Consider the following 14,739-nt stretch of genomic DNA (forward strand, 5'->3'; position numbering starts at 1 on the left):
GCTAGAACGCCGCGCGCTCAATGCGCCTCCTCCCAATTCCCCGCCGCCCGCGCCTCCACCACCAACGGCACACTTAAGGTCAGGGCCGGCGCCGGCGCCTCCTCCATCACCCGGGCGATTACGGGGATCGCCCGCTCCACCTCGTCGGCATGGGCCTCGAACACCAGTTCGTCGTGCACTTGCAGCAGCATCTTCACGTCGAGTTGTTCGGCCACGAGCGCGTCCTCCATCCGCGTCATGGCGCGGCGGATGATGTCGGCGGCGGTGCCCTGGATCGGGGCGTTGATGGCTTGGCGCTCGACGCTCGCCCGCTCGGACGGGTTGTTTGAGCGAATCTGCGGATAGTGGCAGACGCGCCCGAACAGCGTCGTGACGTAGCCCTTGTCGCGGCACGAACGCTTCGTCGTGTCGATGTAGTCGCGGATGCCGGGAAAGCGCTCGAAATACTGCTTGATGAACGCGGAGGCCTCCTCGCGGCCGATGCCGAGGCGGTCGGCGAGGCCGAAGGCCGAGATGCCGTAGATGATGCCGAAATTGATGGTCTTGGCGCGCCGCCGCAGGTCGCCGGTCATCTGGTCGAGCGGCACGCCGAACATGGCCGACGCGGTCGCCGCGTGGATGTCCAGCCCCTGCTCGAACGCCTCCTGCAATTGCGGGATGTCGGCGATGTGGGCGAGCAGGCGCAGCTCGATCTGGGAATAATCGGCCGAGATCAGCCGCTTGCCCTCCGGCGCCACGAAGGCGCGGCGGATGCGGCGGCCTTCTTCGGTGCGGATCGGGATGTTCTGCAGGTTCGGATCGGACGAGGAGAGCCGGCCCGTGGTGGTGGCAGCCAGCGAGAACGAGGTGTGGACCCGGTCGGTCGTCCGGTCGGCGTGCTCTTGGAGCGAGTCGGTGTAGGTCGATTTCAGCTTGGAGAGCTGGCGCCAGTTCAAAATCTTCTTCGGGAGTTCGTGGCCGGCCTGGGCCAGCTCTTCGAGCAGCGTCGCGGGGGTGGCCCATTGGCCCGACGGCGTTTTTTTGGCGCCGGGCAGGCCCATCTTGCCGAACAGCACGTCGCCGATTTGCTTCGGTGACGACACCTGGAATTTCTCGCCCGCGTCCTCTTGGATTTCCTCTTCGAGCCGCGCCAGAATTTGCGAAAAGTCGCCCGAGAGGCGGCTCAGCATGTTGCGGTCGATGCGGATGCCGGCTCGCTCCATCCGGGCGAGCACCGGCACCAGCGGGCGCTCCAGCGTCTCGTAGACGGTCACGCGCCGCTCGGCGACGAGGCGCGGCTTCATCATCCGCCACAGCCGTAGCGTCACGTCAGCGTCCTCGGCCGCGTAGGCGGTCGCCTTGTCGAGAGCCACCCGCTCGAAGGTGATCTTGTTGCGGCCGGTGCCGCACACGTCGGCGAAGGTGATCGGCTGGTGGCCGAGATGGCGGCGGGCCAACTCGTCCATGCCGTGCCCGCCCTTGCCGGCATCGAGCACGTAGGAGATCAGCATCGTGTCGTCGAACGGCGTCACGTCGATGCCGTAACGGTGCAGCACCGAGAGATCGTATTTGAGGTTCTGGCCCACCTTGAGCGTGCCGGCATCCTCCAGCAGCGGCTTGAGCAGCTTGAGGGCGGTATCGAGGGGGATCTGCTCCGGGGCCTTGGCGGCCTCGGCGCCGTCGCCGAACAGGTCGCCGCCCTTCTGGTCGGGCGCCACGTGGGCGAGCGGGATGTAGCAGGCCCGCCCCGGCGCGGTGGCGAGCGAGACGCCGACCAACCCGGCTTTCGCCGCGTCGAGCGCGTCGGTCTCGGTATCGACCGCGACGACGCCGGCCTCGAACGCATCCGCGATCCAGGCCTCCAGCTGCGCGACCGTGGTGACGGTCTCGTAGGCGGCCGTATCGAACGGCTTGACGGCCTCCGCCGCGCGGGCGGCGACCAGCGTCGAGGGCGTGGGCTCGGACGGGCCGCGCTTCTTCGGCGCCGCGTCGGGCAGGTCGAGATCGGCGAAGGGATCGACCTCGCCCGCCTCCGGCGGGGCCGCGCCGTCGGTGCGCTCGGGGGCGGCTTCGGTTTCGGGATCGACCGGCACGGCATCGCCGAAGAACGGCACCGCGTCCGAGCCGCCCGCCGCGTTGGTGTAGGCGTGGGGCTGCGCGCCCGGCAGCAGCGCCGGATCGGGCTTCACGGCTTCGGGATCGACGTGGAGCATCTGCGCGATGCGGCGCGTCAGCGTGTTGAATTCCATGGCTTTGAGGAAGCCGACGAGCTTTTGCGGGTCGGGCTCCGGCACGCCGAGGTCGTCCAGCGGCACCGGCACCGGCACGGCCTCTTCCAGCGCCACGAGGCGGCGGGAAAGTTTCGCTTGATCGATGTTGGCCAGCAGCGTCTCGCGGCGCTTGGGCTGCTTGATCTCGGCGGCGCGCTCCAGGAGTTGCGCGAGGCTGCCGTATTCCTTGATCAGCGCGGCCGCCGTCTTGAGGCCGATGCCCGGCACGCCCGGCACGTTGTCCGAGGTGTCGCCGATCAGCGCCAGCGCGTCGCCGATCTGCTCCGGCGTCAGCCCCTCCCACTTGGCGATGATCGCGTCGCGGTCGAGGTTGCGCTCGGGCCGGTAGCCGGGCTTGCCCTTGGCCCCCGACTCGAAGTCGTAGAACCGGATCTTGTCCGAGACGAGCTGCATCAGGTCCTTGTCGGAGGACACGATGATGACCTCGGCGCCCCGCGCCTCGGCCTGCCGCGCGTAGGTCGCGATCAGGTCGTCGGCCTCGTAGCGGATCAGCTCGACCGCGTGCAGGCCGAAGGCGCGCACGGCGTCGCGCATCAGCGGCATCTGCCGCTTCAGGTCGTCCGGCGCGTCAGGGCGGTGGCCCTTGTAGTCCGGGAACATCTCCTTGCGGAACGAGCCCTCGGACTTGTCGAAGACGATGCCGAGATGGGTCGGCTTCACCCCCGCCGCGCCGTCCTGCAGGAACTGCGCGATCTTGGTGCAGAACAGCCGCACGGCGCCGGTCGGCAGGCCGTCGCTCGGCCGGGTGTTGTACTTCTGGTCCTGGTTGATCGACTGGAAATACGCGCGGAAGATGAAGGACGAGCCATCGACCAGGATCACCCGGTCGTCGGGGCCGACGGGCTTGGCCGGGGCAGGCTGGATCGCGTCGGTCATGGAGCGGGCCACCATCGGCGGGACGAGAACGGACAGGGCGAAGCCATAGAGCATTTTCGCCGGCTCCCGCCATCGCCGAACCTCCGGGAAACGCCGTGGGTCCCCGCTTCCCACGCGATCGCGCCCGGCCCGGATCGGAACGCCGATACGAACTCCTTAGCCGGATCGGGGCCCCGTGCGCCGTCGCACCTGCCGCGCGTGCGCTGCAAAAACTGAGCAACCCATTGACTTCAGATGTGAATTTACGGTGCGCATCCTGTCGCTGCACCAAACTGCATCGTGGAAAGTCTAGTTCGAAAAATAACGATGATGCGGTGCGACAAAACGAGCATTGTCCCGCGGATCATCGGCACCAGATCGGGTCCATCGCAAACGAGCGGTGATGATGCGAACGCGATTACGCAGTCTGCATCAGACGATCCGCTCCAGGCTTCAAGACAAAGGACCGATCATGAAGACCCTGACCAAGATCACCGCCGCCGCCGCCCTGTCGCTCGGCATGGCCGCCACCCCGTCGCTCGCTCAGGGCGTCTACGGCAACGCCTACGACAGCGCCAGCTACAACCGGGACGGCACGCTGAACGTGTGGGGCGCGCACATCGAGCCGACCCGTCCGGGCACCGGCCTCCTCGGCGGCGTCGGCTCCGTGGTCGGCGGCGTGACCAATGCGGCCGGCAACATCGTCACCGGCACGGTCGGCGCAGCGGGCAACGTCGTGGGCGGCGTGGTCGGCGGCACGGTCCGCGCGACCGACGACATCGTCACCGGCTCGATCAATCCCCGCCGCAACGTCGATTACTCGGCCCGCGCCGGCAACGCCGAGCAGGTCGACCGCACCGTGCCGCAGTACGGCCGCGTGAGCGGCGGCCCGGCCTACTAAGCCGGACCGGAGCGTCGAACCAGGGAGCGGCGGGGCGAGGAGCCCCGCCGCTCCTTTTTTCGTGAACGGCGGGTGCCGGCAACGATGCGGGCGACCGGGCGTTGGGCCGCGACACCGCCTGACGCTCACCGAGGTCGAGGAATGCCCGTTCGAATTGCCCTGGCCGCTGCGGCCCTGTCCGCGCTGCTCGCCGCCCCGGCTTTCGCGGCGGGCGAGCACGCACATCCCGCCGCCGTGACTCTGCCGGAGGGCAGCGCCGTGCAGTGGCAGCCGGGGCCGCCGAACCTGCCGAAGGGCACGCAGATCGCGGCGCTCGCGGGCGATCCCTCTAAGCCAGGCCCGTTCGTGCTGCGGGTGAAGTTCCCGGCCAACACCGTGATCGCGCCGCACACCCACTCCAAGGACGAGACGCTGACGATCCTGTCGGGCTCGATCCACCACCAGCACGGCAAGACCGTGGACAAGAGCAAGGGCGAGCAACTGAAGGCCGGCGGCTTCGTCTACCTGCCCGAGGCGATGCCGCATTCGCTCTGGACCACCGACGAGGAGGTGGTGCTGCAGGTCAACGGCAGCGGCCCGTTCGGCGTCGATTACCTGAATCCCGCCGACGACCCCAGCCGCGCCAAGAATTAGTTTTCTCGTTTTTTCAAAGGCTTGTTCGACCGGCGCGTCCCACCCAACCCCCTCATCCTGAGGTGCGAAGCGTAGCGAAGCCTCGAAGGAGGGCTCCAGGGATCGCGGAGACTTCTGGAGCCCTCCTTCGAGGCCGCTTCGCGGCACCTCAGGATGAGGGCGATGGGTGGGATGGGCCTACTTCAGGCCGCCGCCCCCACCGTGTCGGCCATCTTCGCGTCGCGATCACCCAGCGGCCTCGGCGCCCCTACCGTCGTGTCCTTCGCGGTCTGGTGCTCGGTCTCGGCGTTGATCTGCGCGCCGAGCAGCACGATCGTGGTCGAGAGCCAGATCCACGTCATGAAGCCGATGGCCGCACCCAGCGACCCGTAGGTCTTGTCGTAAGAGCCGAAATTCGAGACGTACCACGAGAACAAGAGCGAGCCCGCGAGCCACAGGAAGGCCGCGAGCGTGCCCCCCGGCGTCACCCAGCGCCAGCGCGGCGCGTCGCGGCTCGGGCCGTAGCGGTAGAGCACCGCGAGCATGCCGAGCACTACGATAAAGAGCGCCGGCCAGCGCAGCAGCGCGATCCACCAGCCTTCCGTGCTGAGGCCCAGCGTCTGGATCGCCACCGGCACGGCGACGATGCCGGCGAGCGCCAGCACCACGAACAGCAGCGCGCCCGCGGTGAAGCCGAGCGAGACGAGGTTCAGCCGGAAGAAGCCGCGCCGCTCCCGCTCGTTGTAGACGAGGTTGAGCGCATCGAAGACGTGCTTCACGCCGCCGTTGGCGCTCCAGACCGACAGCGCGATGCCGGTGAGCGCCGTGAGGCCCAGCGTGGTGTCGCCCTTCTCGGTCACGCGCTTGACCTGCTCGGCGACGATGTCGAGCCCGCCCGCGGGCAGGATGCCGCGCAGCGACGCGATCTGTTCGTTGATGGTCGAGACGTCGGCGATCAGGCCGTAGACCGAGACCAGGGCGGCGACCGCCGGAAAGAGCGCCAGCAGCACGAAGAAGGTCACGCCCGCCGAGACCAGCGTCAGCCGGTTCTCGCCGACATCGCAGTAGGCCCGCTTGAGGATGTCCCACCAGCCCGCCACCGGGATTTTTTCGGGGCTGTCGGCCGCGCGCCCGCGATGGCGTTCCGTCTGCGCCACCCGGTGGGCGTCCGCGCCCTCGTGCGAGGGGGATTCCTGCCGCGCGCTGTCCGCGTCGCCGCTCGGCGCGGGCGTGCCGGGTCGCGGGGCCGGTCGCCGCGGCAGGGCGACGAGGCCGATGAGGGCGGCGGAGACCGCGAGCGTCCACAGGGTGGCGTGGCGCGAATCGGGTTGGGGGGCGGGCAAGGTCGGCTCGTTCGTCGGCATCGGGCGATCGGCTCCGGCCGCGATGGGAGTGCGGCGCGACGGGGCAACCGGCCCTCGGCGCGGCCGGTTCACATCGGCGTGAGGCGGGATCGAACGAAGTCTTAAAAAAATCACAATCGCGGCACCGCCCGCCGGAACCGTGCAGCTCGGCCTCTTGTTGAAGGCGCATCGGTCGAACGCGACCAACCTCGCCGCGTGTCTCTCACGACTTTTCCGCCCCCTCGGCGGGGAACGGACTCCCGAGGAGCGGGAGCGTCGTGAGGCAGCTTCAGGAGCCGTCGATGCCCTCGATCCTGCCCCGCTCCGGACGGCGCGCCGCGCTCGTCCTGGCCTCCTCCGCCCTGGTTCTCACGACGGTCGCGGGCGTCCACGCCCAGGAGGCCGGACTGTTCGGGCATCTGTTCGGCGGCACGCCGCGGCAGGCCGATCAGCCGGCGCCTGCGCCCGTGCAGGCCGCACCGACCTATTACGGCGGCGGCGAGGTGAACGAGCGCTACCGCTGGCGCCGCAACGCCCGCGGCGCCGAGCGGCGCGCCAAGCCGAAGGTGCGCTACGCGGCGCTGCCGAAGGCCGAGGACGTCTCCGGCGTCAGCGGCAAGCAGCCGGTGGATCAGAAGGCGATCGCGGCCAACCCCACCGCCGCGCTGCTGCGCGACGAGACCCTGCGCCCCGGCGACATCGTGGTGATGCCCAACGGCCCGAAGGTGTTTCTGGGCCATGAGGAGCGCGGTCGCGGCACCAAGGCGGCCCGCCACCGGATGAGCGATTTCGAGGACGTGCGCAGCTCCCGCTCCCTCGACTCCAAGACCCGCAAGCAACTGCTGGCCATGATGCTCCCCCAGGGCGCCATGCCGGCGGAAGAGGCCCGCAAGGTGCTGGCCAAGGCCCGCCGCCTCGCGCCGAAGGAAGACATCGAAACCCTGACCCGCCAGGCCCGCAACGAGGCCGGCGAGGGCACGCGGGTGATCAACCTGTGGAAGGTCGCGCAGTAGGTTTCTTTTCGGGGTCGGCATCGACTTGCTGAAGCCTGTTCGGCTCGGCTCTTCCCATCCAACCCCTTCATCCTGAGGTGCGCAGCCGAAGGCGGAGCCTCGAAGGAGGGCTCCAGGGATCGCGAGACCTCTGGAGCCCTCCTTCGAGGCTGCTTCGCAGCACCTCATGATGAGGGGGATGGGTGGGATGAGGCCGTCGAACAGGCTCCTCTGAAACCACCGGGCCTCGTTGGCCCCGTTGCCAACCGTACCGATTTCCACCCATCGTCCCGGCACGCACCGGCCGTTCCGGCCCCGGATGCGCGTGGGGAGAGCATCGTCCGATGGAGGCGCTCGTCGTCGGGGCCGGGGTGGTGGGGCTCGCGGTCGGGCGGGCGCTGGCGCGGCGCGGGGCCTCCGTCATCGTCGCCGAGGCGGGAGACGCCTTCGGCACCGGCGTTTCCGCCCGCAGCTCCGAGGTGATCCACGGCGGGATGTATTATCCGCCGGGGTCGCTACGCGCCCGCCACTGCGTCGAGGGCCGCCGCCGCCTCGTCGCGTTCTGCGAGAGCCACGGCGTGCCGCACCGCCTCTGCGGCAAGCTCATCGTCGCCGCGCAGGAAGACGAGCGGGCCGCCATCGAGGGCATCTTTTCGCGCGGTGTCGCGAACGAGGTCGAAGGCCTGACCTTTCTGGAGCGCGACGAGGCCCTCGCGCTGGAGCCGGCGCTCTCCTGCGTCGCGGCCCTGCACTCGCCCGCCACCGGCATCGTCGACAGCCACGCGCTGATGCTGGCGCTGCTCGGCGGGATCGAGGATGCCGGCGGCGCCCTGGCGCTGCGCACCCCGATCCTCTCGGCCGAGCGCCGGGACGGGCGCTGGCTCGTCCGCTTCGGCGGCGAAGCACCCGACACGCTCGCCGTCGATGTCCTCGTCAACGCCGCCGGCCTCGGGGCGCAGGCGCTCGCCCGGTCCATCGAGGGCGTCTCACCGGAGCAGGTGCCGCGTCAGGTGCTCGCCAAGGGCAGCTATTTCGGCTGCACCGGTCGCCCGGCCTTCTCCCGGCTGATCTACCCGGCCCCGGTCGAGGGGGGCCTCGGCATCCATCTCACCCTCGATCTCGCCGGCCGCATGCGCTTCGGCCCCGATGTCGAGTGGATCGAGGCGGAAGATTTTTCGGTCGATCCGAACCGGGCGTCGGCCTTTGCCGAGGCGATCCGGCGCTACTGGCCGGCCCTCACCGCGGACCGCCTGACGCCGGACTACGCCGGCCTGCGCCCCAAGCTCACCGGCCCCGGCGAACCGGCGGCCGACTTCCGCATCGACGGCCCGGCGGAGCACGGCCTGCCCGGCCTCGTTCAACTCTTCGGCATCGAGAGCCCGGGGCTGACGGCGTCGCTGTCGCTCGCGGAGGCGGTCGTGGAGCGGGTCTGGCTGTAGGGCGATCGAACACGGGGAGTGAGCCATGGTGCATCATTCCGAAAAGCGCTCTCGCCGTCATTCCGGGGCCGCGCAGCGGAACCCGGAATCCACGACTGGCCGCGACGGTTCGGCTTCAGCCGGGCTTCGCGCATCACGGGTGGATTCCGGGTTCGCTGCGCGCCCCGGAATGACGGTGCGTTCTGGATGGAGTTCTTCCGTGTGGGGAGCCGACGCGCGGCTCGCGCATTGGGCACGGAACGCGCATAGACGGGGCGGTTCGACGCGCCGGACGGGACCGAATCGATGCAGATCGCCACGCCCTACCTGATGTTCCTCGGCGACGTGCCGGACACGCTCGCGGCCAAGACCGCCTACGGCATCAACGACTGGCGACCCGAATGGTGCGTCGGGCAACTCCGCATGGAGGGCTGCGCCGCCGATCTCGGCATCCCGGACCTGACGCTAGAAGCGGCGGTCGCCAAGGGCTGCAAGACCATGGTGGTCGGCGTCGTCAACGCGGGCGGCGTCCTGCCGGACCACTGGGTCGCCGAGATCGTCGCCGCGCTGAATGCCGGGCTCGACGTGGCGAGCGGCCTGCACGCGCGCCTCGGCTCGATCTCGCAGATCGCCGAGGCCGCGAAACGCCACGGCCGCGCCCTGCACGACGTCCGCCATACCACCGAAACGTTTCCGACCGGCAAGGGCACCAAGCGCCCCGGCCGTCGCCTGCTGACGGTCGGCACCGATTGTTCGGTGGGCAAGAAGTACACCGCCTTGGCGCTGGAAAAGGGCATGCGCGAGCGCGGAATGGACGCGGATTTCCGCGCCACCGGGCAGACCGGCGTGTTCATCTCCGGTCGGGGCGTGGCCATCGACGCGGTGGTGGCCGATTTCATCTCCGGCGCCGTCGAGTGGGTCTCGCCCGCCGCCGATCCGAACCACTGGGATCTGATCGAGGGCCAGGGCTCGCTGTTCCACCCCTCCTTCGCCGGGGTCAGCCTCGGCCTGCTGCACGGGGCGCAGGCCGACGCCTTCGTGGTCTGCCACGAGCCGACCCGCACCCATATGCGCGGCGTCGAGGCGAAGCTGCCGACGATTCAGGCGGTGATCGACCTGACGGTCCAGTGCGGTCGCCTCACCAACCCCGACATCCGCCCGGTCGGCATCGCGGTGAACACGCAAGGCCTGCCCGAGCCGCAGGCCCGCACGCTGCTGAAGGAAGCGGAGGCCGCCCATTCCCTGCCCGCCACCGACCCGGTGCGCTTCGGCGTGGACGGCATCCTTGACCGGCTCGCCGCCGAATTCCCGGCCTGAGAGAGGTCCCTGAAAAAATGCCGCGCCGCCTCTCCGTCGCCGTCGAGCGCTTTTCCATCGCGGGCGCCTTCACCATCGCCCGCGGCAGCCGCACCGAGGCCGTCGTCGTCACCGCCACGATCGAGGACGGCGATGTCCGCGGCCGGGGCGAGTGCGTGCCCTATGCCCGCTACGGCGAGAGCGTCGAGAGCGTCGCCGCCGCGATTCAAGAACAGGCCGAGTGGCTGGCGGGGGGCGGCACCCGCTCGGACCTGTTCGAGCGGCTGGGGCCGGGGGCGGCGCGCAACGCCATCGACTGCGCCCTGTGGGATTTCGAGGCCAAGCGCCAGGGCCGCCCGGCCTGGGCGCTCGCCGGCCTGTCCGAGCCCGGCCCCGTCACCACCGCCTACACGCTCAGCCTCGGCGAGCCGGAGGCGATGGAGGAGGCTGCCCGCAATGCCGCGCATCGGCCGCTCTTGAAGGTGAAGCTCGGCGGCGAGGGCGACCCCGAGCGCATCGCCGCCGTCCGCCGCGGCGCGCCGGATTCGCGCCTCATCGTCGATGCCAACGAGGCGTGGCGGGCGGAGACGATTCAAGCCAACCTCGCGGCCTGCGCGGCGGCGGGCGTGGCGCTGATCGAGCAGCCGCTTCCCGCCGACGATGACGGCCTGCTCGCCGACATCTCCCGAAAGATACCGATCTGCGCCGACGAGAGCCTGCACGACCGGGCCGGGCTCGACGCGCTCGCCAAGCGCTACGACGCCATCAACATCAAGCTCGACAAGGCCGGCGGCCTCACCGAGGCGATCCGGTTGGCGCACGAGGCCCGCGCCCGCGGCTTCGAGATCATGGTCGGCTGCATGGTCGGCACCTCGCTCGCCATGGCGCCCGCGATGCTGATCGCCCACCACGCCGCTTACGTCGATCTCGACGGGCCGCTGCTGCTGGCCCAGGACCGCGACCCGGCCCTGCTCTACGAGGGCAGCACCGTGCATCCGCCGCTGGCGGAGTTGTGGGGGTGAGGGCGGGATTGCCCTTATCCAACCCAACCCCCTCATCCTGAGGTGCTTCGCCGAAGGCGGAGCCTCGAAGGAGGGCTCCAGCCAGCCGCGCGCTCCGCTGGAGCCCTCCTTCGAGGCCGCTTTCGCGGCACCTCAGGATGAGGGGATTGGGTGGGATCAGCGGAGCGTGCGGCGGCTCAATGCCCGCCCGCGCCCCGCCAAGCCGGAGCCCGGTCGCTGGCCGAGAGCGTGTCGGCGGAGGCCGGTTGGCCGTTGAGCCGCCGCGCCACCGCCTCGCCGCCGAGCCGCAGCGCCTCCGTCCGCGTCTCCGGCGGCAGCGAGGCGGCGAGCCCCGCGAGGCTGCCGGTCGTCATCTCCACCGTCGAGCGCAGGGCCGCGGTATCGACGGGGCCGGGGCCCGCGCCCTGGCGTGCGGCGGCGAGGTAGGAGAGGACGCCGATCACCAGGGCGGCGCGCAGGAGGAAGGTCATGGGTCGGGCTCGGTGCGCCGCTTCGGGAACGCGCTTAAGACTGCCACCGCCGGGTGAGCGATCCGACCGCGCGGGGCTTTGAAAACGCGGCGATGCGCGGACGTGGTGAACGAAGGCTTTTTCCGCGCCCGTTCCCCTTCACGATGCCCCTCGCCGGCCCTGTGGACAGCACCGGACAACCCCCTCGAATCGGGTCCTCCGGGGGGCTCCGGGCGCCCCGATGGACGGCAAGCGACCGACCCTTTTCATCCTCGCTTAAACCGCCTCTGCGACGGTTCGGGGGTTCGAAACGAGCAGTCGAGGGGCGCGGGACGAGGGCCGAATTCGGTCCGACATCCGGCGCTGTGCGTGGTGGTGTTGCGTAACGACGGTACCCTTGCTTCTCTCTTCGACGCCCGGCTCGCCGGGCTCGTCCATGCCTCGGCCCTGTCGGAGCCCGGCATCCGTTTCCGCCACGAGCGCTTCCTCGTCTCCCGGCTCGCCACCGGCGCCGTGATGATGGCGGCGCTGCCGCCCTACCTCGTCTGGCGCGGCGTCCCGAGCGGCGTCGAGGCGGTGGCGATCGCCAGCCTGTTCCTGCCGGTTCTCGCCGCCGTCGTGCTGTCGCGCACCGGCTCGCTCTGGGTCGCCCACGCCCTGTCCTCGGCCGGGCTCACCGGGCTGCTCGTGTGCCTCGCCGCGCTCACCGGCGGGCCGAGTTCGGCGGCCGCGATCTGGCTCGTGGCCGTGCCCTTGGAGGCGATGGTGTCCGGCTCGCGCCGCGCCACCCTGGCCGCTGCGGTCATCGCCGTGCTCGGCGCCATCGCGGTGGCGATCTCCGGCCACGTTCCCCTCGGCGGCCCGGCCCTCGACTGGCCGAACGCGGTGGCGCTGCCGGTCTTCGCCATCACGGCCATCGGCCACATCACCGCGCAGGCGATCGAGCACATCCGCCGCGAGGGCGAGTGGCGCGCCCGGATGCAGGACAACGAGGCCCGCGACCGCCTGCTGCTCTCGGCCATCGACGACCTCGTGACGTGGCACGACGCCAACGGCCGGGTGCTGGAGGCGAGCGGCTCCTCGGCCCGCTTCGTCGGCGCCGATCCGGGCCGCTTGCGCGGCCACGGCCTGCTCGACCGGGTCCATATCGGCGACCGGCCGGCCCTGCTTCAGGCGATCAGCGACGTCGCCGCCAGCGGCACCCCCGCCACCGTGCCGTTCCGCCTGCATCTCGACGCGCCGCGTACCGATGGCGAGCGCACCATCCATGCCGAGATGCGCGCCCACCGGATCGAGGCGGCGCTGGCCGGCGCCAACGGCGGCACGGTCGTCGCCGTCACCCGCGACGTGTCCGAGCACCGCCGCCGGGCCGCCGAACTCGACCGCGCCCGCACCGAGGCCGAGCGCGCCGACGAGGTGAAGACCCACTTCCTCGCCACCGTCAGCCACGAGCTGCGCACGCCCTTGAACGCCATCATCGGCTTCTCCGACGTGCTGGCGGGGGAGGGCGCCATGACGCTTTCCCCTGAGCGGGCGCAGGAATATGCCGGCATCATCGGCAATTCGGGCCGCCACCTGCTCGACGTGGTCAACACGCTGCTCGACATCTCGCGCATCCGCAGCGGCCATTTCGACTTCCAGCCCGAGCCCATCGACGTCGAGGCGCTGATCCGCGGCTGCTGCGACCTGATGCGGCTGAAGGCCGACGCCTCCGGGATCGCGCTGAGCTTCGCCCCGGTCCCGGCCGGCAGCGCGCTCATCGCCGACGCCCGCGCCTGCCGCCAGATGCTGATCAACCTGATCTCCAACGCGGTGAAGTTCACGCCCCGCGGCGGGCGGGTCGAGGTGATGGTCCGCCGCGGCGGCGGCTATCTCGACTTCGTCGTGGCCGACGACGGCATCGGCATCGGTGAGGCCGACCTGCCGCGGCTCGGCGACCCCTTCTTCCAGGTCGGCGGCGGCTACGGCCGCAGCCACGAGGGCACCGGCCTCGGCCTCTCGGTGGTGCGCGGCCTCGCCGGGCTCCACGGCGGCTCGGTCTCGGTCGAGAGCGCGCCGGGCCAGGGCACGCTGGTCGCCGTCACCCTGCCGCTCGATTGCAGCCGCGCCCGCGGCTCCGACCAGCCGGCGCCGATCCGCACCTCCGTGCGGGGCGCCGCCCCCGAGATCGCGCCGGAGCCGATCCGCCTGCCGGTCGGCCTGTTCGACCCGGCGCCCGCCGCCCGCTCGCCGATGCGGCGGGCCGGCTAACCCTCAAACCCGACGAAACGGAGTTTTGTGATGCGGGAGACACCCGCCGGACGGGATCGGCGCGACATCGTGGTGCCGGGCGACATGCGCGGCGGCCGGGCGGCCCCGCGCCGTGCGAAGCCGGCACCGGCGGCGCACGGCGTCCCGGATTCCGCAAAGGCCTTCGCCCGCGCCGCGGGGACGTGGTGCCTGCGCCATCCGGGCGGTGCGCTCGGCTCGCTGGCGGCCTGTGGGGCGGCGATCTATGTCTGCCTCAACGCGGTCGGCTTTCAGGACGGCCGCCATCCGGCGCCGATCCTACCGACCGTCGAGGCCAAGGACACTGCGAAGGCTGCCGCGCCCAAGGCCCCGGACGCGAAGGTGGCCGAGGCGAAGCCGGCGCCCGTCCGCCCCGCGCCGGCGCGGGAGGTGCGCGCCGAAGCGCCTCCCCGCGACGCCATCGCCGACATGATCCGCTCCGGCGAGACCACCGCCTCGGTGACGCCGAAGCCCTCCGCGAAGGTCGATGCTTCGAAGGTCGATCCGCTCAAGCCCGATCCGGCGGTGGCCCGCGCCCAGCGCGCCCTGGTAAAGCTCGGCTACGGCCCGCTCAAGGACGACGGCCTGATGGGCCCCGGCACGAAGGCCGCCATCGAGCGGTTCGAGCGCGACCGCAAGCTCCCGGTCAAGGGCGAGGCCGCGGGCCGGACCCTGCGCGAACTCACCACCGCCAAGGCCGGCGCGGCGCAGGGGTAGGGTCTTCCTCCGACCCATCCCCCCTCATCCTGAGGTGCGGAGCGAAGTGCAGCCTCGAAGGAGGGCTCCAGTTGCCTCGCGATGCCTGGAGCCCTCCTTCGAGGCCTCCGCTGCGCTCCGGCACCTCAGGATGAGGGTGAGGATGGGAGGGGCCTCGATTCCGAACCCCGGTTGCGAAACCCGCTCACACCATCGGGCTCACGGCCCGCCCGTGCATGGTGATCCGGTAGTAGTCGGCATTGGCGGAGGAGCGCACCGCGAGGCCGCGGCGGACGAGGGCGTTGAGGGTGGTGCGGCAGGGGCCGCTGTCGTGGACCGGGATCCATCGGTGCTCCTCCTGACCCGCCAGCCATTGCAAGGCGCGCATCTGCCTCTGGTTCAACGTCGATATCGTCTGATTCATCTCTGATCGCGCAGAAATAGGCCCGCCTCTGGCGGCGGACCAAGTCATTTCTGGAGGCGCTGCAACGTCCGCAGCTATTAGGACGGACGACGTACGGGAGATGTTTAATCCGGGAAAGTACCTCGGTCGAGAAGGTCTCGTCCTCAGGCTCATCTATAGGAAGACGTTTCTTCCTTTAATCCTTGTATTCATT

Annotated in this window: 12 protein-coding genes; 8 read left to right on the plus strand and 4 right to left on the minus strand. The window is 70.6% G+C overall.

What is annotated here, in order from left to right; all coding sequences use genetic code 11:
- Positions 1–17: 17 nt before the first annotated feature.
- Positions 18–3,146 carry a DNA polymerase I gene (gene polA, locus AAHG03_RS16240; RefSeq protein ID WP_342151848.1) on the minus strand — a complete coding sequence of 1,043 codons (3,129 nt, stop codon included), beginning with the start codon at positions 3,144–3,146 and terminating at the stop codon, positions 18–20.
- 451 nt (positions 3,147–3,597) lie between these two features.
- On the opposite strand from polA, the gene AAHG03_RS16245 reads away from it, so the two are divergent.
- Together AAHG03_RS16245 and AAHG03_RS16250 are read left to right on the plus strand one after the other, a co-directional pair.
- A complete protein-coding gene (locus AAHG03_RS16245; RefSeq protein WP_342151729.1) occupies positions 3,598–4,026 on the plus strand; it encodes a hypothetical protein in 429 nt (142 codons plus the stop codon).
- Positions 4,027–4,167: 141 nt separating this feature from the next.
- A complete protein-coding gene (locus AAHG03_RS16250; protein WP_342151730.1) occupies positions 4,168–4,659 on the plus strand; it encodes a cupin domain-containing protein in 492 nt (163 codons plus the stop codon).
- Between the two features lie 182 nt (positions 4,660–4,841).
- Here the strand turns inward: AAHG03_RS16250 and AAHG03_RS16255 are convergent, their stop codons facing one another.
- Positions 4,842–6,002, minus strand: coding sequence for a YihY/virulence factor BrkB family protein (locus tag AAHG03_RS16255; RefSeq protein ID WP_342151731.1), 1,161 nt, complete (start codon positions 6,000–6,002; stop codon positions 4,842–4,844).
- Between the two features lie 257 nt (positions 6,003–6,259).
- On the opposite strand from AAHG03_RS16255, the gene AAHG03_RS16260 reads away from it, so the two are divergent.
- From AAHG03_RS16260 to dgcA, 4 genes are all read left to right on the plus strand, one after another.
- On the plus strand, positions 6,260–6,994 hold the full coding sequence (locus tag AAHG03_RS16260) for a hypothetical protein (protein WP_342151732.1): 735 nt from the start codon (positions 6,260–6,262) through the stop codon (positions 6,992–6,994).
- 323 nt (positions 6,995–7,317) lie between these two features.
- Positions 7,318–8,412, plus strand: coding sequence for an NAD(P)/FAD-dependent oxidoreductase (locus tag AAHG03_RS16265; RefSeq protein WP_342151733.1), 1,095 nt, complete (start codon positions 7,318–7,320; stop codon positions 8,410–8,412).
- Positions 8,413–8,697: 285 nt separating this feature from the next.
- On the plus strand, positions 8,698–9,708 hold the full coding sequence (gene dgcN / locus AAHG03_RS16270; protein WP_342151734.1) for an N-acetyltransferase DgcN: 1,011 nt from the start codon (positions 8,698–8,700) through the stop codon (positions 9,706–9,708).
- A 17-nt stretch (positions 9,709–9,725) separates the two neighbouring features.
- Positions 9,726–10,709, plus strand: a complete 984-nt coding sequence (gene dgcA / locus AAHG03_RS16275; protein ID WP_342151735.1) for an N-acetyl-D-Glu racemase DgcA — start codon at positions 9,726–9,728, stop codon at positions 10,707–10,709.
- A 176-nt stretch (positions 10,710–10,885) separates the two neighbouring features.
- Here the strand turns inward: dgcA and AAHG03_RS16280 are convergent, their stop codons facing one another.
- Positions 10,886–11,179, minus strand: a complete 294-nt coding sequence (locus AAHG03_RS16280) for a hypothetical protein (RefSeq protein ID WP_342151736.1) — start codon at positions 11,177–11,179, stop codon at positions 10,886–10,888.
- A gap of 348 nt (positions 11,180–11,527) precedes the next feature.
- On the opposite strand from AAHG03_RS16280, the gene AAHG03_RS16285 reads away from it, so the two are divergent.
- Together AAHG03_RS16285 and AAHG03_RS16290 are read left to right on the plus strand one after the other, a co-directional pair.
- Positions 11,528–13,408: an ATP-binding protein gene (locus AAHG03_RS16285; protein ID WP_342151737.1), complete on the plus strand. Its 1,881-nt coding sequence runs from the start codon at positions 11,528–11,530 to the stop codon at positions 13,406–13,408.
- A 30-nt stretch (positions 13,409–13,438) separates the two neighbouring features.
- Positions 13,439–14,143: a peptidoglycan-binding domain-containing protein gene (locus AAHG03_RS16290; RefSeq protein WP_342151738.1), complete on the plus strand. Its 705-nt coding sequence runs from the start codon at positions 13,439–13,441 to the stop codon at positions 14,141–14,143.
- A 184-nt stretch (positions 14,144–14,327) separates the two neighbouring features.
- Here AAHG03_RS16290 and AAHG03_RS16295 read toward each other — a convergent pair whose 3' ends face one another.
- A complete protein-coding gene (locus AAHG03_RS16295) occupies positions 14,328–14,525 on the minus strand; it encodes a hypothetical protein (RefSeq protein ID WP_342151739.1) in 198 nt (65 codons plus the stop codon).
- Between the last annotated feature and the right edge of the window lie 214 nt (positions 14,526–14,739).

The organism is Methylorubrum subtropicum (genome assembly GCF_038442325.1).
GTDB classification, from domain to species: Bacteria; Pseudomonadota; Alphaproteobacteria; order Rhizobiales; family Beijerinckiaceae; genus Methylobacterium; species Methylobacterium subtropicum.